The organism is Rhodococcus sp. NPDC076796 (assembly GCF_040702765.1).
Classification (GTDB): domain Bacteria; phylum Actinomycetota; class Actinomycetes; order Mycobacteriales; family Mycobacteriaceae; genus Rhodococcoides.
This window is the reverse complement of record NZ_JBFBMS010000007.1, coordinates 94577-111710: the sequence shown is the minus strand read 5'-3', so window position 1 is coordinate 111710 and position 17134 is coordinate 94577. Positions and strand designations below refer to the sequence as shown.

The window sequence follows — 17134 nt, the reverse complement described above, 5'->3', positions numbered from 1 at the left end:
GAAGATCCCCCCGGATACGTGCGATTCGCGTGCCGATGCCCGCCCCAGTGGGCATCGGTGTCCAAACCTTACGACATCGCGGCGACAAGCAATCGCCCGTCGGGATCTGCCGATGTGCGCAGCTCTCAGGCAGGAACCAGATCACTCACCTGTGCGAGCAACTCGAACGAGCGAAGCCACGATGCGCGGTCGGACACACCGGACGCGACGATCAGCTCGTCGGCCCCGGTGCGTTCGGCGAATCGATCGAGGTAGTCCTTCACCATGTCCGGAGTGCCGACCGCCGAGTACTTGGTCATCTTCGCGATCTGTTGGCCCGCAGGCGCTTCGAGGACCATGTCGGCTTCCTCGTCGGTGAAGGTCCGACCGCGGCCAAGCAGCAGGCTCACGCGACTGCGCTTGGTCCGCAGGAACTGCGCCTGTGCCTCGGCCAGCGAATCGGCCGCGATCACGTTGACACCCACGATCAGGTGCGGCTCCGACAGTTGCGCGGACGGTCGGAAGTCCCGTCGATAGATCTCGACGGCTTGTTCGAGGGCGTCGGGTGCGAAGTGCGAGGCGAAAGCAAAGGGCAGGCCGAGTGCTGCGGCGAGCTGCGCGCCGAAGAGCGACGACCCCAGGATGTACAGCGGCACCTCGGTACCTGCGCCGGGAGTCGCGCTCACTCCGGGGATCAGGGACTCGGACGACAGGTAGCCCTGCAGTTCCTGAACGTCCTGGGGAAAGCGATCGGCCGACGCGGGATCGCGCCGCATCGCCCGCATCGTCACCTGGTCGCTGCCGGGGGCGCGGCCCAGACCCAGATCGATTCGTCCCGGGTGCAGCGTTGCCAAGGTGCCGAACTGCTCGGCGATGGTCAGCGGCGCGTGATTGGGAAGCATGATCCCGCCGGATCCGAGCCGGATTCGCTCGGTGTTGGCAGCGACGTGTGCGATGAGAACCGACGTGGCCGACGACGCGATCGTCTTCATGTTGTGGTGCTCGGCGTACCAGATGCGTCGGTATCCCCAGTTCTCGGCATGCTGAGCGAGTGTGACGCTTGCATCGAAGCTGTCGCGGACTGTTTCGCCCTCGCCCACATGAGCGAGATCGAGGATGGACAGGGGTACGGACACGGTTGGGGCCAGCCTTTCGTTCGTGGAGCACGCAGCCGGAAAGCCACATCAAGGTGCAACGGCGTCGGGCAGCGTTCTATTTCTCGTCGGACCGACCGGCAGTTCGTTCTTCCGACGGACGCGACGGCAGCTGTGGACCGCTCGGTCTTCGATGCGTTAGCCTGTCGTCCTGCGGCCTCGGGGGGAGGCTGCCGCGATGCAGTTCTGGGGGCGTAGCCGTGGGGGCGGATCGATGAGTACCGTGCGTTTCGTTCGCGGTGCCCGACGGGAAGTACCTCGATCTCCTGGCGGGGAAGTCACCCTTCAGCCGCCGCCCGAGATCCCGCGCGCGGTGCCGGGCAACCTGCTGATGAAGCTGATGCCGCTGGTGATGGTTGCCGCGATGGTCGGGATGGTCGCGCTGATGTTCACCTCCGGTGCAGCGGCTAACCCGATGATGTTGATGTTCCCGGCCATGATGCTGATGTCCATGGTGGGGATGATGGCCGGCGGCGGGAAGTCGGGCGGCGCGCGCACGGCCGAGGCGAACGAGGACCGCAAGGACTACCTCCGCTATCTGGATCAGCTCCGCCGCGACGTCGCCGAGACCGAGCGCGCTCAACGCAGAGCCCTCGAATGGAGTCACCCGGCCCCCGAGACGTTGTGGTCGATCGCCGGAACCGAGCGCATGTGGGAACGGCGACTGGCGGATCCGGATTTCGCGCACGTACGCGTCGGCCGTGGGGATCAGCGGCTTGCCACTCGACTGGTTCCGCCGGAGACCGGGCCGGTGGAAGAACTCGAACCCGTCTCGGCCGTGTCTCTGCGCCGATTCGTGCGGGCGCATTCGGTGGTTGCCGCACTGCCGACTGCGGTGTCACTGCGGGGATTCGCGGCGCTGTCCATCGCGGGAGATCGAGACGACGCCCGGGCGATGGTGCGCGCGATGTTGGCCTCGCTGTGCAGCTTTCACGGACCCGACCACGTCGCTGTCGCGATCGTCTGCGGTCCGGACACCGTGCAGCAGTGGGAGTGGGCAAAGTGGCTTCCGCACACCCAGCACGACGCTCTGCGCGACGGGGCCGGGTCCGCTCGGATGATCTTCGGCAGCTTCCTCGAACTCGAGGGCGCGCTCGGCGACGTGCTGTCGATGCGAAATCGGTTTGCGCGCGGAGCTGTGCCGGTTGCAGGCGTCGTGCAGTTGGTGATCGTGGTTGACGGCGGGCTTCTGGACAACCGATCGACCGATCTCACCGACACGGGCCTCGATTCCGTCACGATCATCGATCTGTCCGGCCTGTGCCCAAGACTCGCTGCATCGCGTGGCCTTCAGCTGTTCGCCGAGAACGGATCGATCGGGGCGGTCAGCGGAACCACGGTCGAGGTGTTCGCCGTCGCGGATTCCATGAGCACCACCCAGGCGCACACCGTGGCTCGACGCCTGTCGCCGTATCGTGCGCCGTCGTCTTCGTCGGTGGTCGACGTCGTCGACGACGGCGGAGTCCCGATCTCGGGATGGAACAGCCTGGTCGGTATCGCCGATGTCGGTGCACTCGACACGGACCGCGCGTGGACGATGCGGCGCGGACGCGAGAGGCTGCGGGTACCGATCGGGGTCGCCCCCGACGGCAGCGCCGTCGAGATCGATCTGAAGGAATCCGCCGAGAACGGTATGGGACCTCACGGATTGTGTATCGGGGCAACGGGTTCCGGAAAATCGGAGTTTCTTCGCACGCTCGTGCTGGGCTTGGTGTCGACTCACTCGCCGGAACAGCTGAACCTGGTGCTCGTCGACTTCAAGGGCGGAGCGACGTTCGCGGGCCTGGAGTCGGCACCGCACGTGGCCGCGGTCATCACCAACCTGTCCGAGGACTTGGCGTTGGTGGATCGAATGCGCGACGCGTTGGCCGGCGAAATGAACCGGCGGCAGGAGTCGCTGCGCTCGGCCGGCAACTTCGCGAACGTTTCCGACTACGAGAGGGCGCGAGCCGCGGGAGCGGATCTGGCACCGATGCCCGCCCTGTTCGTGGTGGTCGACGAGTTCTCGGAATTGCTCAGTCAGCAACCGGAATTCGCCGAGCTGTTCGTCGCGATCGGCCGACTCGGACGTTCTCTGCACATGCACCTGCTGCTCGCCAGTCAGCGCCTAGAAGAGGGAAAGTTGCGCGGTCTCGACAGTCACCTGTCGTACCGAATCGGCCTGAAGACGTTCTCCGCGAACGAGTCTCGATCGGTGCTCGGAGTTCCCGACGCCTATCACCTGCCTGCGCAACCGGGTGCGGGCTACCTCAAGTGCGATTCGGCCGAGATCGTCAGGTTCGCTGCGGCGTACGTTTCCGGTCCGTACTCGCCGCCGCGTTCCGGTCCTGGCGCGCGGCCCTCGCTCGGAGGCGATATCAGGCCGAAACCCTTCACCGCCTACGCGGTACCGCTCGACTCCATCGACCTCGGGCGCATCGAGGCTGCCACTGTCCCCGAAACAGAACCCGATCCGGTCGACTCCGAGGGCACCGGTGCGACGGTGCTCGACGTGGTCGTCGGACGAATCCGGGGTCGCGGAATGCCGGCCCACGAGGTGTGGTTGCCGCCGTTGGACACCGCACCGACGTTGAACCGGTTGCTGCCCGGATCGGTTCTGACCGAGCGCATCGGTCCGCTCGCCGCCCTGCGTGCCCCGATCGGCATCATCGACCGGCCTTTCGATCAGCGCCGCGATCTGCTGACCGTCGATCTGTCCGGTGCTGCGGGCCACGTCGCCATCGTCGGTGCCCCGCAATCGGGAAAGTCGACGGCGCTTCGGTCCTTGATTCTGGCTCTCGCGATGACGCATTCACCCGCGCAGGTCCAGTTCTACTGCTTGGATTTCGGCGGCGGAACGCTGGCCGGGCTGGCCGATCTGCCGCACGTCGGATCGGTGGCCAACCGGCTCGATGTCGATCGGGTTCGGCGGACCGTGGCCGAGGTCGCCGGCATCGTTCGGCAGCGAGAGAAGACATTCCGTGATCGCGGGATCGACTCCATGGCGGAATTCCGACGTCGACGTGCAACGCAACCCGTCGACCCCGAGGATCGGTTCGGCGACGTCTTTCTCGTCATCGACGGTTGGCCGTCCATCAGGTCCGATTTCGAGAGCCTCGAACAGCAGATCGCCACCTTGACGACGCAGGGCCTCGCCTTCGGTCTGCATCTGATCCTCACCGCGTCTCGGTGGGCGGAAGTTCGGCCTGCGACCAAGGACCTGATCGGCACCAGACTGGAACTGCGGCTGGGAGATCCGTCGGATTCGGACATGGGCCGAGCCAAGGCGGCGAGCGTTCCCGAGGGGCGGCCGGGCCGGGGCATGACCAGAGACGGACTGCATCTGCTGATCGCACTTCCACGGGTGGACGACGTCTGCTCCGTCGACGACCTGTCTCGCGCAGTCGGTGAGTCGGTCGCCGCGATCGCGGCCGCATCTGCGGGAACCCCAGCGCCGCCGGTGCGGATGCTGCCGGAGCTGCTCGAACGATCCGCGGTTCTCGATCAGCTCGGTGATGCGTGGCCACGAACCCGTGGCGGTATCCCGGAGCTCGGAGTTCCCATCGGCATCGACGAGGCCGAACTGGCACCGGTCGTGGTCGATTTCGCGGAGAATCCACACTTCGTCGTGTTCGGCGACAGCGAGTGCGGCAAGACTTCTCTGTTGCGCGGAATCTGTCGATCGCTCGTCGAGGCGAACTCGTCCGACAGCGTCAAACTCATCGTCGCGGACTACCGCCGAACTCTGCTCGGCACCGTCGATTCCGAGCATCTGGCCGGGTACGCGGCCTCGCAGGCGACGCTGACGGCCATGCTCGTCGACCTCGCCGGCCGGATGTCCGATCGCATGCCAGGTGCAGACGTGACCCAGCAGCAGCTTCGCGAGCGGTCGTGGTGGAGCGGCCCCGAGGTGTTCGTCGTCGTCGACGATTACGACCTGGTCGCCACATCGTCGGGAAATCCGTTGGCCCCGTTGGTGGAACACCTTCCCCACGCGCGAGACATCGGGCTACACATCATCGTGGCGCGTCGTTCCGGCGGAGCAGGCCGGGCGCTGTTCGACCCGGTGATCGGACGGTTGCGCGATCTGGTGACGCCGGGACTGGTCATGAGCGGAAGCCGCGACGAGGGGAACCTGCTCGGGACGGTCCGTCCCAGTGCCATGCCGCCCGGACGTGGGGTATTCGTCGACCGCTCGGGCCAAGCACTCGTTCAGCTCGGACATTCGAGTTGACGAGCCCCTCGTGGCGTTATGCCGCAGTGCATCTGGGCTACACGGAGATCTCCGTCGTCGCCACGGGCGGAGCCTTCGAGGGTCCGAGAGAAAGCGTCGGATCGGCGTTCGCCACGGTGGAGGGTGGCCGTCTGGTGTTCGGCCTGAGCACGGCGGGGGACGAGATTCCGCCTCTGCTCTGCATCGACGATGCGTCGATCCCGGTGGGGAGCACGGTGTGGGACCGGGAGGCGGTACTCCACGGAATCGTGTGGTCGGCCCTGCAGGGTGCCGGGGTGCACGACCGACTCGACGTGCTCGAGATCGCGTATCCGTCGACCTGGGGTGAGCAGCGCTCGGGCATCGTTCGCGCGATGTTTGCGACCTCGGCGAACGAGGTGGTGCTCGTGGAGACGGCCGAGGCCGCCCTGTCGTGGTCGGGTGAACGCGCGCCGTCCGCCGCAGTGGTCGTCGAAGTCGGGGCTCTCGATACGTCCGTCGTCGTCCTCGACGAATCGGGGGCGCACGGCGGAGACACCGGCGCGATCCTGCCGTTCGGTACGGGCGACGACGACGGTTGGCGACGAGCGGTCGGGGAGTACGTTCGGTCGTCGGTCACGCACTGCCCCGACGAGGTGTACGTGGTGGGGGCACCCCGCGCCGGAGCGGATCTCGTCGTCGATCACCCCACGCAATGGCTGACCGGACTCGATGTCGCCAAGTCGCTGTACCGGCGAGCCGGGGCGGATCTCGTCCCGGCACCGTCGGTCCGTGCGGCGACGACGCGATCGGCGGCATGGCTCGACGACGTCACCGCACCGCCGCGGCCGCGGGAGAAGCGACGTCCACCAGTGCTCGTGGCAGTGGGCGCCGCGGCAGCGGCTATCGCAATAGTCTGCGCAGCTGTGTATTTCACCGGACAGCCTCCGAGTAGTTTCGATATTGCTGCGGCGCAACCCTTTTCGTCTGTCGAGTCCCCGGGTTCTACGCCGTCCCTCGTCGAACCGCCACTTTCAACGACGACCGCTGTGCCGACGCCGGTCGAGACGATGACGTTCGTGTCCGGGCGGGTCTCGATGCGGTTGCCGGGTACCTGGACGAAGGTGGACGACCCGGACCGCATGGTGCTGATTCCGCCGACCCCGCCCGAGCGTCGGATCGTCGTCACCGTGGCCGACCTGTTGCCGGGTTCGACACAGGAGCAGGTTGCCGACGAGCTTCGGTCGGCCATCGATGCACGTGGGCCGGATTCCACCATCGGATCTCTCGAACCCACCCGCGATTTCGGCGGCCGCGTCGGGATCGCCTACACCGAGAGACCGATCGACGACTCGACGGTGCTCTGGCGCGTGTTCGTCGAGTCGGACCTACAGGTCAGCATCGGTTGCCAGTTCGAGGGAGAGGACGCGACGGTGATCGACGCCGAATGCGGGCAGGCAACGCAGACGTTGGAGATCGTCCCGGCGTCGTGAGAGCCGCCCACAGTTTTTCGCGTACGGCCGGAACCGAATCGAGGTGTCGTTGCGTCAAAGGAGATGTAGGGGAGTGAGCGGGCCGACAGTGGCCTCTCGGTCGAGCAGCACGTGTACCGCGGGTGCATGTGAATCGAGTATCGAAGACAAGGAGTCGAAGTGGGATATCCAGGGGGACCGGAAGCTACGGGTTCGTCGAACGGCGTCACGGTCACACCGCAGGAGCTCGTCGCTGCCGGAGCCACGATCGAAGGTCTGAGCGTGTCGTTCAACGCGTCCAATTCGGCCGTCCGCTCGATCGTCGAGCAGACCGCCGAGGCGTGGGTCGGCAAGGCAGGCAAGTCCTTCCAGGACGTCATGGCCCAGTGGGACACCAGTGCGCAGAAGATGCGGAGTGCGCTCGAGCAGATCTCCGCGGACATCAAGACCAACGGCCACGGTTACTCGGACGCCGACGACGACAACGTGTCCGCCGTGAACCAGGTGGCCGGATCCCTGAACTCGGGACTGTCCTCGTTCAAGTGAACGTCGCATCCGGTGACCACACGACAATCCACACGACCACGCTCGACCAAGGAGACCGATCCGACATGAAATACGACTTCGCGCAGATCGCGGCGCTGACCGAGGCGATGAACAAGCAGGCGAACGTGACCAAGGACCTGCTCGGGGACGTGGACAGCACCGCGAAGCGGCTCTACCAGTCCTGGGAGGGTGACGCGATGACGTCCTACTACGAGCTGCAGCGTCAGTGGACCTCTGCATCCGACGAGCTCAACCTCATTCTGTCGAGCCTGGTCGCGGCCGCCCGCACCGGTGGCGAGACGATGCACGGCGTCGAGATGGCCAACAAGGCGCGGATGGCTCGCTGACCTGTCTCGACAACAGGCATCTGCCCCGGCCGAGAACATCGGTCGGGGCAGACGTCGTTTCGTCGCATGCCGGTCCGTCGCGGTGTCTACTGGTGCGGTGACGGACTTCGGAGCAGTACTGGGGGTCGAGCGGTCTCGTGCCGAGCATCGACTGGCGTCTCTTCGGGCCGAACTGGCGTCGGTGATCGAAGGATCGCGGCTGACCACCGACGACGACGAGCACGATCCCGAGGGGTCGACGATTGCGTTCGAGCGAGCGAAGATCGCGGCGCTCATCACCGACACCGAATCCGAGATTCGCGAGATCGACGCGGCGGTCTCGCGGCTCACGGCCGGGACGTACGGTTCCTGTGAGCGGTGCGGAAGCGAGATCCCGGCGATCAGGCTCGAGGCGCTGCCCGCTGCCCGTCGATGCATGCAGTGTGTGCGCCTGCGCTGACGACGTCGGCGAGCGGAGGGGTCGGCGAGCGGAGGCGTTTTGACCTGGGCGTCCGCTCCCGGTATCGTTCCCCGTTGGCGTGTATGGGCTCGCCGCGTACTGATGTGCGTATCGAGCCCTTGTCCTCGGGTCTCAACTGGCCGCCGAGGGCATCCACTCGTCTTGGCCAGCAGCGACATCATGAAGACAGGAATTTTCTGTGTCTACTTACGCCCCGAAGGCCGGGGACACCACCCAGACGTGGCATGTGATCGACGCCACGGACGTCGTGCTCGGACGCCTCGCCGTCCAGGCCGCGACTCTGCTCCGCGGTAAGCACAAGCCCACCTACGCACCCAACGTCGACGGTGGCGACTTCGTCGTCATCATCAACGCCGAGAAGGTTGCCATCAGCGGCAACAAGCTCGACGGCAAGTTCCACCACCACCACTCCGGCCATCCGGGCGGTCTGAAGTCGCGCTCGACCCGTCAGGTCCTCGAGAGCAACCCCGATCGTCTCGTGGAGAAGGCCGTCGTCGGCATGATCCCCAAGAACAAGCTCGGTAGTGCCATCGCGAGCAAGCTGAAGGTCTACGCGGGACCGAACCACCCGCATGCCGCTCAGCAGCCCGTTCCGTTCGAGATCAAGCAGGTGTCCCAGTGACGGCGCCGGAGGGAAATGACGTGACGTCGCAGGAGAACATCGAAGAGATCGCCGCCGACGAGTTCGTGGCAGTCGAAGATCCCGAGGTGGTCTCGGACATCGAAGCTGCGGCCGCTCCGGCCCCGATCGTGTTCGATCGCCCGATCCAGACCGTCGGTCGCCGTAAGGAAGCCGTCGCTCGCGTTCGGTTGTCCTCGGGCACCGGCGGATTCAAGCTCAACGGCCGCACCCTGGAGGATTACTTCCCCAACAAGGTGCACCAGCAGCTGATCAAGGCTCCGCTCGTTCTGGTGGACCGCGCAGAGTCCTTCGACATCGTCGCGCTGCTGCACGGTGGCGGACCGTCGGGACAGGCAGGCGCACTGCGTCTGGCCATCTCGCGCGCACTGATCGAACTCGCACCCGACGATCGCCCGCCGCTCAAGGCCGCGGGCTACCTCACGCGTGACGCGCGTGCAGTCGAGCGCAAGAAGTACGGCCTGAAGAAGGCCCGTAAGGCGTCGCAGTACTCCAAGCGCTGACGCGTCTTACCCGTTTCATCCTCGAGGGCAGGCATCCAGCAGTATCGGACGCCTGCCCTCGAGGCATTTCCCACCACATTCTCTCCCTCGAAGGGGTTCTTGGTTCATGGCGCGATTGTTCGGCACCGACGGAGTTCGGGGACTGGCGGGCGGGGTTCTGACCGCTGAGCTGGCGTTGAGGATCGCGCGCGCCGCAGCCGCCGTGTTGGCACCGAACGTCGACGGCGTCAGGGCTGTGGCAGTGGTCGGTCGTGATCCGCGAGTGAGCGGGGCGATGCTGAGCGCAGCCGTTTCCGCCGGACTCACCGCATCGGGGGTCGACGTGATCGACGTCGGAGTACTGCCCACACCCGCAGTCGCCTACCTCACCGCCGAATACGACGCGGCGCTCGGTGTGATGATCTCTGCATCCCACAATGCGATGCCCGACAACGGAATCAAGATCTTCGCCGCGGGCGGGCACAAGCTGGACGACGACGTCGAAGACCGGATAGAAGCTGCCCTCGATCCCGAGGGGCGCTCCCGGAACGACGCACAGCCATTCGACGCCACCGGTGCCGCGATCGGCCGTATCGAGCTCGCGCACGACGCCGCGGCGCGCTACATCGAGCATCTCGCCGGATCGGTGTCGCATCGACTCGACGGTGTGACCGTCGTGGTGGATTGCTCGCACGGTGCCGCCTCGGTCGTCGGGCCCGAGATCTACCGGCGGGCCGGCGCGACGGTCGTGGCGATCAATGCAGAACCCGACGGTCTGAACATCAACGACGGGTGCGGGTCGACGCACCTCGAGGGCTTGCAGAAGGCCGTCGTGGAGCATGGCGCCGACCTCGGTATCGCGCACGACGGAGACGCAGACCGATGCCTTGCCGTCGATGCGTCGGGTTCCGTGGTGGACGGCGACGCGATCATGACGGTACTGGCCATCGCGATGCACGACGCCGGCCACTTGACCGACGACACGTTGGTCGCGACGGTGATGAGCAACCTCGGTCTGCACATTGCGATGCGCGAGGCCGGAATCACGTTGCGTACCACAGCAGTCGGAGATCGGTACGTGCTCGAGGAGCTGCGCCGCGGCGGCTTCGCGCTCGGCGGCGAGCAGAGTGGACACGTCGTGCTGCCCGCGGTCGGAACGACCGGAGACGGGATCGCCACTGCCCTGCGACTGATGGAGCGGATGGCGCAGACCGGGCGTTCGCTCGCGGATCTGGCGTCGGCCATGCGGACATTGCCGCAGGTGCTGATCAACGTGCGCGTCTCCGACAAAGCAGCGGTGGCGTCTGCACCGTCGGTATCGGACGCCGTGGCGTCGGCCGAGCGCGAACTCGGGGAATCGGGTCGAGTTCTGTTGCGCCCCAGTGGTACCGAACAGTTGGTGCGGGTGATGGTCGAAGCGTCCGAACTCGACGTCGCGACCCGGCTCGCCGAAGAGCTGGCGGGCCGGGTCGCGTCGGTCTGACGTCTCAGGCGGTCAGTTCGCGCAGTGCGGTCAGCTGCGCGACGCGTCCTGCGGTGTTGTCGGCGAGCGGCGCGACATTGAGAGTGGTGACACCTGCTTCGGCGAAGGCTGCCACTCGCTCCTTGACGAAGCTTTCCGGTCCGATGAGGTTGACCGCGCGTGCGAGCTCGTCGGGAACTGCCGCAGCGGCCTCCTCCTTCTTGCCGGCCAGGTACAGGTCCTGGATCTTCTCGGCTTCGGCCTCGTACCCGTATCGCTGAGCCAGGGAGTTGTAGAAATTCTTGCCCTTGGCTCCCATGCCGCCGATGTACAGCGCCAGGTGTGGCTTGACCCAGGGGAGGTACTTCTCCGCATCCTCGCCGATGGCGAGGGTGGGACTGGCGAAGACCTGGAGTTCGCCTAGTGACGGGTCACGCTTGGCCTTGCCTGCGGCGAGCGAATCGCCCCACACGTCGGCGGCTTTCTCCGGGAAGTAGAAGATGGGCTGCCAGCCTTCGGCGATCTCGGCGGTGAGTTCGACGTTCTTGGGTCCGAGTGCGGCAATGACGACCGGAATGCGATCGCGCACAGGATGATTGATCAGCTTCAGTGGCTTGCCCAGGCCGGTTCCCTTGTCGGCCGGCAGCGGGATCTGGTAGTACTTGCCCTGGTGCTGCACCTTCTCGCGGCGCCAGACCTGGCGGCAGATCTCGATGACCTCGCGGGTCCTGGCGATCGGTGCGTCGTACTTGACGCCGTGGAAGCCCTCGACGACCTGCGGTCCCGATGCACCCAGTCCGAGTACGAACCGGCCATCGGAGACGTAGTCGAGACCGGCGGCGGTCATCGCGGTCAGTGACGGTGTCCTGGTGTAGATCTGGAAGATGCCGGACGCGATCTTGATCGTGCTCGTCTTGGCCGCGAGGAATCCGAGTTGGCTGACGGCGTCGAACGAGTAGGCCTCGGGCACGAAAATGATGTCGAGACCTGCCTTCTCGAGCTCGGCGACCTCGGCAACGGTCTCGTTGAAACCACCGCTGTAGTTCAGCATCGTTCCGATGTGCATGGGACTCCTCGTTCGGTGAGCAGCTGGTGCAGCCACTTCAGGTACCTGTTACGGACATTTCACATCGGGACGTTACCGCTCCCTGGGGAACCGATGTGAGTCGGCGCACGTCATAGTGAGATAGGGGCACTTCGAGGGGGGAACGGGAACGTATGAGCGACGGAGTTCGGGTGGACGCAGACCGAGTTCGCGGCGTGGCAGATGCATTGGCGGTGTCTGCGGAGGCGCTCGGCGACGCCGCCGATTCCGTTGCCGACGCAGGCTTCGGTACAGCCGGGGCCGGACGGAACTACGGTGACCTCGGCGCTGCCTACTCGCAGGCGCACCTCGGGCTCGGGCGTGCCGTCCGGGCATGGAGGTCCTCGGTCGACGACATTTCCGATGCCCTCACCACCGCGATGAACGAGTACGAGCAACAGGACGACGCCACCGCGTACGCGATCGAGTCACACCGGTGACACCTCCTCCGGCCTCGTCCGGCGACGAGGCGTCGATCGACGAGATTCTCGATGCGAACGCAGAAGGACTGCTGTATTTCGAGCGCTTCCTGCCGCTGGCCGGCCGTGTTCCGGGCGTCGACGTCCCGCAGTATCAGGACGTGTGCGCCAGGTACGACGAGCAGCGCGGACTCAACCTGGGTGCGCTCGGAGACGATGCCGACGCCGTCGGGGCGGTGTCCGCAGTACTCGCCGATCAACTCGAGGAGCAGATTCAACTTCGCCGGGTCCTGCAGTTGCGCTGGCACGGTGATGCGGGGGAGGCGGTGCAGACCTATCTGTCGGCCGAACAGGAAAAGGCTTCGCAGTTCCTCGCGTCGATCGAAGATTCTCATCAGACGATGTGTGCGGCCGTCGACGTGCTCCGTGACGCGGTGACCGAGAAGGCGGAGCTCGTCGGCGGCATCGACATCGACCTGGTGGACGGCAAGGATGTCGACCAGATCGACGCCATTCTGGTTGCGTCGGGAATCGACTGCGTCCCGGTCGATCGAGAGTCGGTGTTCCCACGATTGGCGTCTGCCTTCGAGGATCTGAACGCCAGGGCGCGCGGCGGCGATGTCTCCGACGAGTTCGCTGCCGAGGTGGCCGAACGCTGCAGGCGCTGGATCGACACCGAGTTCGTTCCGCGGGTGCAAGGTACGTGCGAGGCGGTCCTCGGAGCATGTGGAGCCACGGACACCGCTGTCCGAAGCTGTCTGGCATTGGTGGTGGACGTTCTGGGCAGTGTCCACGAGCCATCGTTCGGCGAACTCGACGAGGGCGGTTGGGCGATTGGACCTGGAGTATCAGCGCTGTGGCCGGGGCCGGACGGCTCGCCCGCAGACCCGGCTTCGGCCGAGATCGGTTCGGCACCCACCGGTTCCGGAGCCGCACCGGCGGCTGTCGGTTCGGCAGCGGTCGGGGACGCAGCGGTCGGACCGGCGGCGTCACTCCCCGGCGGCCACGCGCCCGTCGGAGCAGACGGCGTGGATCCGTCCGGATCTGTCAACGAAGACGGTCCCGTCGGTGACCAGCTGGAGGATTCTCTGGACGGGCTCGTGGATCGAGTGGTCGCCGGCATCATCGACCGCGTCGACGATGCGCTGACCGAGACGATCGACGGTCGAGATCTCGAAAGCTCCGGCGACACCGCAGACGACAACCGGGCCAGTGACGACAACACGATGGAGGCTGCTCCGGACGGGAGCGGCGACCAGAGACCCGAGTCGGCACCGCTGCCGCAGCCCGGGCAGCCGTGGCCTGCGGCCACCGACGAGCGTGGTCATCTCGAGGCCGAGCTCGATGGGCATCGGGCCCGCATCGCGCTGACGCACGACGGTGCGGTGACCCTCGAACTCGAGACTCCTGGACTCGGAACACGCTCGTTCGAGCTCGGAATCGGACCGTTCGGCCTACCCGAGATCGTCGAGGTTCCCGGTGGCACCGACGCGGTGGACGCACCGGCTTCTGCTGCAGCGTTACCGTCCGATTCGGTACCCACGGCCGAATCCGTCGCTGCAGCGGAACCCGTCCCAGCTGCCGAACCTGTGGTTGCCGCCGAACCCGTGCCCATGCCTGCGACGGAACCAGCGCCGCCATCCGAAGCCGATTCGAATGCACAGGAGCAGTGCCCAGCCGAATCACCCGACATCGAGCCGCCAGCGGTGCAGCATCCGGTAGTTGCGGACCGGCCGGTCACCGATGCGCAACCCGCCGACACAGGAACCGGTGCGGGCCTGAGTGAAGCAGGGGAGCTGTGAGCACCGACAGCGGGTGGCGTCGGGAATTGCATCGAATACGCGACGAGCATCGAATCGCGATGTCGCGGGCGGCCGAGGCGTTGAGTCGGGCCCAGGCTCCTGGAGTCGACCGAGCCGGACGGAATTCAGTCGATGTGAGCGGCGCGGACTCCGACATCGAGCCGGTGTCGGGCTCGGTGCTGCAGCCGGCTCACCTGGACCGGCGAGAACCCACTCCGCATGTCGAGACCGATCCCGACGAACGGCCGAGGTCCTGGCTGGTGTGACACCGGTCGGTGACGATCGGGACTAGCCCCGTCCGAGCAGCGCCTTGATCGACGCTGTGGCTTTGGGCTTGGGCTGCTCGTCGAGCGGAGCGTGCGGATCGACCGCCCTGGTGCCGTCGATCTCTCCTGCTGTTCCGGCCAGCTCCTCGTAGTCGGAGTCACCGGTCAGGTGGAACAGCAGGAATGCGGTCAGGACCGCGCGGGTGCGTTGCTGAGTCTTGCGGTCGGGCTTGTTGATACCGAGTGCGCCGAGGATCCGGCGGCCCTCGACGAATCCGTCCGCGGTCGAGCCGTCGATTCGTCGCAGGATGGACGGTCCGTTCCAGGCCTGGGCGAGCGCGAGCGAGTTGTCGGTGAGCGAATCCGCGTTCGAGTTGTCTCCGACGACGAGTCCCGGCACGGTGAGGCCCGCGGCGGCGTCCTCGGACGAGGGTGCCGTCGGTGCGGGGAACAGCGCGGCGACGGCCTTGATGTCGGATCGCCGGGAGGCGGCAAGAACCGCAGTGCCTGCACCCATTGCGTGGCCTGCTGTGGCGAGTTTGTCCGGATGCACGCTGATGTTGCCGGGGCCGAGACGCACGCCGGTCATGATGTCGAGCACAGTGCCCAGATCGGTGGCGAGGCCGCGATGGGACGGTACGAGACCGCGCTCGGTGTCCGGTGCCGCAACCACGATGCCCCAGGACGCAAGATGCTTCAGGGTGTCGGTGTAATGGCTGGGACGCAGCATCCAGCCGTGTGCGAAGGCCACGCCGGGCAGTCCGAAGCCCTCGGCGGGGGTGTAGACGACACCGGGTTGCCCGGCGAGGGCCAGGTCGCCTCGGAGCACCTTGTGCGGGCCGCGCTTGGAGAGAGCAGATGCCAGCTTCTTCGGTTTCGCCACGAGAGATGACGCTACCGAATCGATGCGCATCAGGGGGACACCGGACACGTCGACCCGAGCGAATGGGTCGTGCGCGCCCTGCCGAGTACCCTGGTTGTCCATGTGCGGAATCGTGGGTTACGTCGGCCACCGCCCAGCTCTGGGTGTGGTGGTCGAGGCGCTTCGGCGTATGGAATATCGGGGTTACGACTCGGCGGGCATCGCCATTCTGGACGGCGAGGGAGCGACGGCAGTCGAGCGCAAGGCCGGTCGCCTGGCGAATCTCGAGGCGGAACTGGACGACATCGGCACCGACACGTTCGTCGGCACCACCGGAATGGGTCACACCCGGTGGGCGACGCACGGCCGTCCCACCGACCGCAACGCTCACCCGCATCGGGACGCGTCAGGAACCGTTGCGGTGGTGCACAACGGAATCATCGAGAACTTCGGTCCGCTGCGTGCCGAACTGGAAGCAGTCGGCATCGAATTCCTGTCCGACACCGATACCGAGGTGGCCGTCCATCTCGTCTCGCGTGCCTACGCCGAAGGCCCGACTGCGGGCGACTTCGTGGCCAGCGCGAAAGCAGTTCTGCGTCGTCTCGAGGGTGCGTTCACCCTGGTGTTCACCCATTCCGATCACGCGGACACGATCGTCGCGGCTCGTCGCTCCACACCCCTGGTACTCGGTGTCGGCGAGGGCGAGATGTTCCTCGGGTCCGACGTCGCTGCGTTCATCGAGCACACCCGCGACGCCGTGGAACTCGGCCAGGACCAGGTCGTCGTGATCACCGCCGACGGCTACGACATCAGCGATTTCGAGGGCAACGAGGCGCAGGGGCGTCCGTTCCGAATCGACTGGGATCTGGCAGCCGCCGAGAAGGGCGGCCACGACTACTTCATGCTCAAGGAGATCCAGGAGCAGCCCGCAGCGGTGGCGGACACATTGCTCGGTCACTTCGACAACGGTCGAATCGTGCTCGACGAGCAGCGACTGTCCGATCAGGAGCTGCGCGACGTCGACAAGGTGTTCGTCGTGGCCTGCGGTAGCGCGTACCACTCCGGCCTGCTCGCCAAGTACGCGATCGAGCACTGGACCCGGCTGCCGGTCGAGGTGGAACTGGCCAGCGAATTCCGCTACCGCGACCCGGTCCTCGATCGATCGACCCTCGTGGTGGCCATCTCGCAGTCCGGCGAGACTGCGGACACTCTCGAAGCCGTTCGGCACGCCAAGGACCAGAAGGCGCGGGTTCTCGCGGTGTGCAACACCAACGGCTCGCAGATTCCGCGCGAGGCGGACGCCGTGCTCTACACGCGGGCCGGTCCGGAGATCGGCGTCGCGTCGACCAAGGCCTTTCTCGCCCAGGTGACCGCGAACTACCTCGTCGGGCTGGCGTTGGCGCAGGCTCGCGGCACCAAGTATCCCGACGAGGTTGCGCGTGAATTCGCCGAACTCGAAGCGATGCCCGAGTTGGTGCAGCGGGTGCTCGAGACGGTCGAACCGGTTCGGGCGCTCGCGCGCGAGCTCTCGACGGCCACGACCATTCTGTTCCTCGGCCGACACGTCGGATACCCGGTTGCTCTCGAAGGCGCGCTCAAGCTCAAGGAGCTGGCGTACATGCACGCGGAGGGCTTCGCGGCCGGCGAGCTCAAGCACGGTCCGATCGCGCTGATCGAGGACGGCGTTCCGGTGATCATCGTGATGCCGTCGCCGAAGGGTCGGGCGGTGTTGCACTCGAAGATGCTGAGCAACATTCGCGAGATCCAGGCGCGTGGTGCGCGAACGGTCGTCATCGCCGAAGAGGGCGACGAGGCAGTGCGGCCCTTCGCGGACAACTTGATCGAGATCCCGGCGGCCTCGACGCTGTTGCAACCGCTGCTGTCGACGATTCCTCTGCAGGTGTTCGCCGCCGAGGTCGCCCAGGCGCGCGGCTACGACGTGGACAAGCCGCGCAACCTGGCCAAGTCCGTCACCGTCGAATAGCGCT

Annotated in this window: 15 protein-coding genes; 12 read left to right on the top strand and 3 right to left on the bottom strand. The window is 66.3% G+C overall.

The window, feature by feature from the left end:
* Window positions 1-125: 125 nt before the first annotated feature.
* Complete coding sequence (locus AB0366_RS20520; protein WP_366245573.1) at window positions 126-1115, bottom strand: LLM class flavin-dependent oxidoreductase; 990 nt, start codon at window positions 1113-1115, stop codon at window positions 126-128.
* A gap of 232 nt (window positions 1116-1347) precedes the next feature.
* On the opposite strand from AB0366_RS20520, the gene eccCa reads away from it, so the two are divergent.
* The 8 genes from eccCa (at window position 1348) to glmM (ending at window position 10734) form a co-directional block, all read left to right on the top strand.
* Window positions 1348-5346, top strand: a complete 3999-nt coding sequence (eccCa, locus tag AB0366_RS20515; protein WP_366245571.1) for a type VII secretion protein EccCa — start codon at window positions 1348-1350, stop codon at window positions 5344-5346.
* Window positions 5343-6797 carry a type VII secretion-associated protein gene (locus tag AB0366_RS20510; protein ID WP_366245569.1) on the top strand — a complete coding sequence of 485 codons (1455 nt, stop codon included), beginning with the start codon at window positions 5343-5345 and terminating at the stop codon, window positions 6795-6797. Before eccCa ends, AB0366_RS20510 begins: the two co-directional genes overlap by 4 nt.
* A 159-nt stretch (window positions 6798-6956) precedes the next feature.
* Window positions 6957-7322: a WXG100 family type VII secretion target gene (locus AB0366_RS20505; RefSeq protein ID WP_366245568.1), complete on the top strand. Its 366-nt coding sequence runs from the start codon at window positions 6957-6959 to the stop codon at window positions 7320-7322.
* Between the two features lie 65 nt (window positions 7323-7387).
* Window positions 7388-7669 (top strand): WXG100 family type VII secretion target, encoded by a 282-nt coding sequence (locus AB0366_RS20500; RefSeq protein ID WP_128645625.1) that lies wholly within the window; start codon window positions 7388-7390, stop codon window positions 7667-7669.
* 97 nt (window positions 7670-7766) lie between these two features.
* Window positions 7767-8108, top strand: a complete 342-nt coding sequence (locus AB0366_RS20495; protein WP_366245567.1) for a TraR/DksA C4-type zinc finger protein — start codon at window positions 7767-7769, stop codon at window positions 8106-8108.
* A 199-nt stretch (window positions 8109-8307) separates the two neighbouring features.
* Complete coding sequence (gene rplM, locus AB0366_RS20490) at window positions 8308-8751, top strand: 50S ribosomal protein L13 (protein ID WP_366245565.1); 444 nt, start codon at window positions 8308-8310, stop codon at window positions 8749-8751.
* Window positions 8748-9272: a 30S ribosomal protein S9 gene (gene rpsI, locus AB0366_RS20485; RefSeq protein WP_032397516.1), complete on the top strand. Its 525-nt coding sequence runs from the start codon at window positions 8748-8750 to the stop codon at window positions 9270-9272. The genes rplM and rpsI overlap by 4 nt, the downstream gene beginning before the upstream one ends.
* A 106-nt stretch (window positions 9273-9378) precedes the next feature.
* Window positions 9379-10734 (top strand): phosphoglucosamine mutase, encoded by a 1356-nt coding sequence (gene glmM, locus AB0366_RS20480; RefSeq protein WP_366245564.1) that lies wholly within the window; start codon window positions 9379-9381, stop codon window positions 10732-10734.
* A gap of 4 nt (window positions 10735-10738) precedes the next feature.
* On the opposite strand, the gene AB0366_RS20475 is transcribed toward glmM, so the two are convergent.
* The gene (locus AB0366_RS20475) at window positions 10739-11779 is read right to left on the bottom strand and encodes an LLM class F420-dependent oxidoreductase (RefSeq protein WP_366245563.1); all 1041 of its coding nucleotides are present in this window, start codon (window positions 11777-11779) and stop codon (window positions 10739-10741) included.
* A 152-nt stretch (window positions 11780-11931) separates the two neighbouring features.
* Here AB0366_RS20475 and AB0366_RS20470 point away from each other — a divergent pair, with 152 nt between their 5' ends.
* The 3 genes from AB0366_RS20470 to AB0366_RS20460 are packed head-to-tail and all read left to right on the top strand — an operon-like array spanning window position 11932 to window position 14284.
* A complete protein-coding gene (locus AB0366_RS20470) occupies window positions 11932-12237 on the top strand; it encodes a type VII secretion target (protein WP_366245562.1) in 306 nt (101 codons plus the stop codon).
* The gene (locus tag AB0366_RS20465) at window positions 12234-14018 is read left to right on the top strand and encodes a hypothetical protein (protein WP_366245560.1); all 1785 of its coding nucleotides are present in this window, start codon (window positions 12234-12236) and stop codon (window positions 14016-14018) included. The genes AB0366_RS20470 and AB0366_RS20465 overlap by 4 nt, the downstream gene beginning before the upstream one ends.
* A complete protein-coding gene (locus AB0366_RS20460) occupies window positions 14015-14284 on the top strand; it encodes a hypothetical protein (RefSeq protein WP_366245558.1) in 270 nt (89 codons plus the stop codon). Before AB0366_RS20465 ends, AB0366_RS20460 begins: the two co-directional genes overlap by 4 nt.
* Before the next feature lie 22 nt (window positions 14285-14306).
* On the opposite strand, the gene AB0366_RS20455 is transcribed toward AB0366_RS20460, so the two are convergent.
* On the bottom strand, window positions 14307-15197 hold the full coding sequence (locus tag AB0366_RS20455; RefSeq protein WP_366245611.1) for a hypothetical protein: 891 nt from the start codon (window positions 15195-15197) through the stop codon (window positions 14307-14309).
* Between the two features lie 70 nt (window positions 15198-15267).
* Here AB0366_RS20455 and glmS point away from each other — a divergent pair, with 70 nt between their 5' ends.
* Window positions 15268-17130 carry a glutamine--fructose-6-phosphate transaminase (isomerizing) gene (glmS, locus tag AB0366_RS20450; RefSeq protein ID WP_366245557.1) on the top strand — a complete coding sequence of 621 codons (1863 nt, stop codon included), beginning with the start codon at window positions 15268-15270 and terminating at the stop codon, window positions 17128-17130.
* The last annotated feature ends 4 nt before the right edge of the window (window positions 17131-17134 follow it).

Bases quoted from the DNA above. Each gene is read 5' to 3' on its own strand.
- glmS (WP_366245557.1), top strand. From the start codon at position 15,268: ATGTGCGGAATCGTGGGTTACGTCGGCCACCGCCCAGCTCTGGGTGTG.
- AB0366_RS20470 (WP_366245562.1), top strand. From the start codon at position 11,932: ATGAGCGACGGAGTTCGGGTGGACGCAGACCGAGTTCGCGGCGTGGCA.
- AB0366_RS20500 (WP_128645625.1), top strand. From the start codon at position 7,388: ATGAAATACGACTTCGCGCAGATCGCGGCGCTGACCGAGGCGATGAAC.
- AB0366_RS20475 (WP_366245563.1), bottom strand. From the start codon at position 11,779: ATGCACATCGGAACGATGCTGAACTACAGCGGTGGTTTCAACGAGACC.
- glmM (WP_366245564.1), top strand. From the start codon at position 9,379: ATGGCGCGATTGTTCGGCACCGACGGAGTTCGGGGACTGGCGGGCGGG.
- eccCa (WP_366245571.1), top strand. From the start codon at position 1,348: ATGAGTACCGTGCGTTTCGTTCGCGGTGCCCGACGGGAAGTACCTCGA.
- AB0366_RS20455 (WP_366245611.1), bottom strand. From the start codon at position 15,197: ATGCGCATCGATTCGGTAGCGTCATCTCTCGTGGCGAAACCGAAGAAG.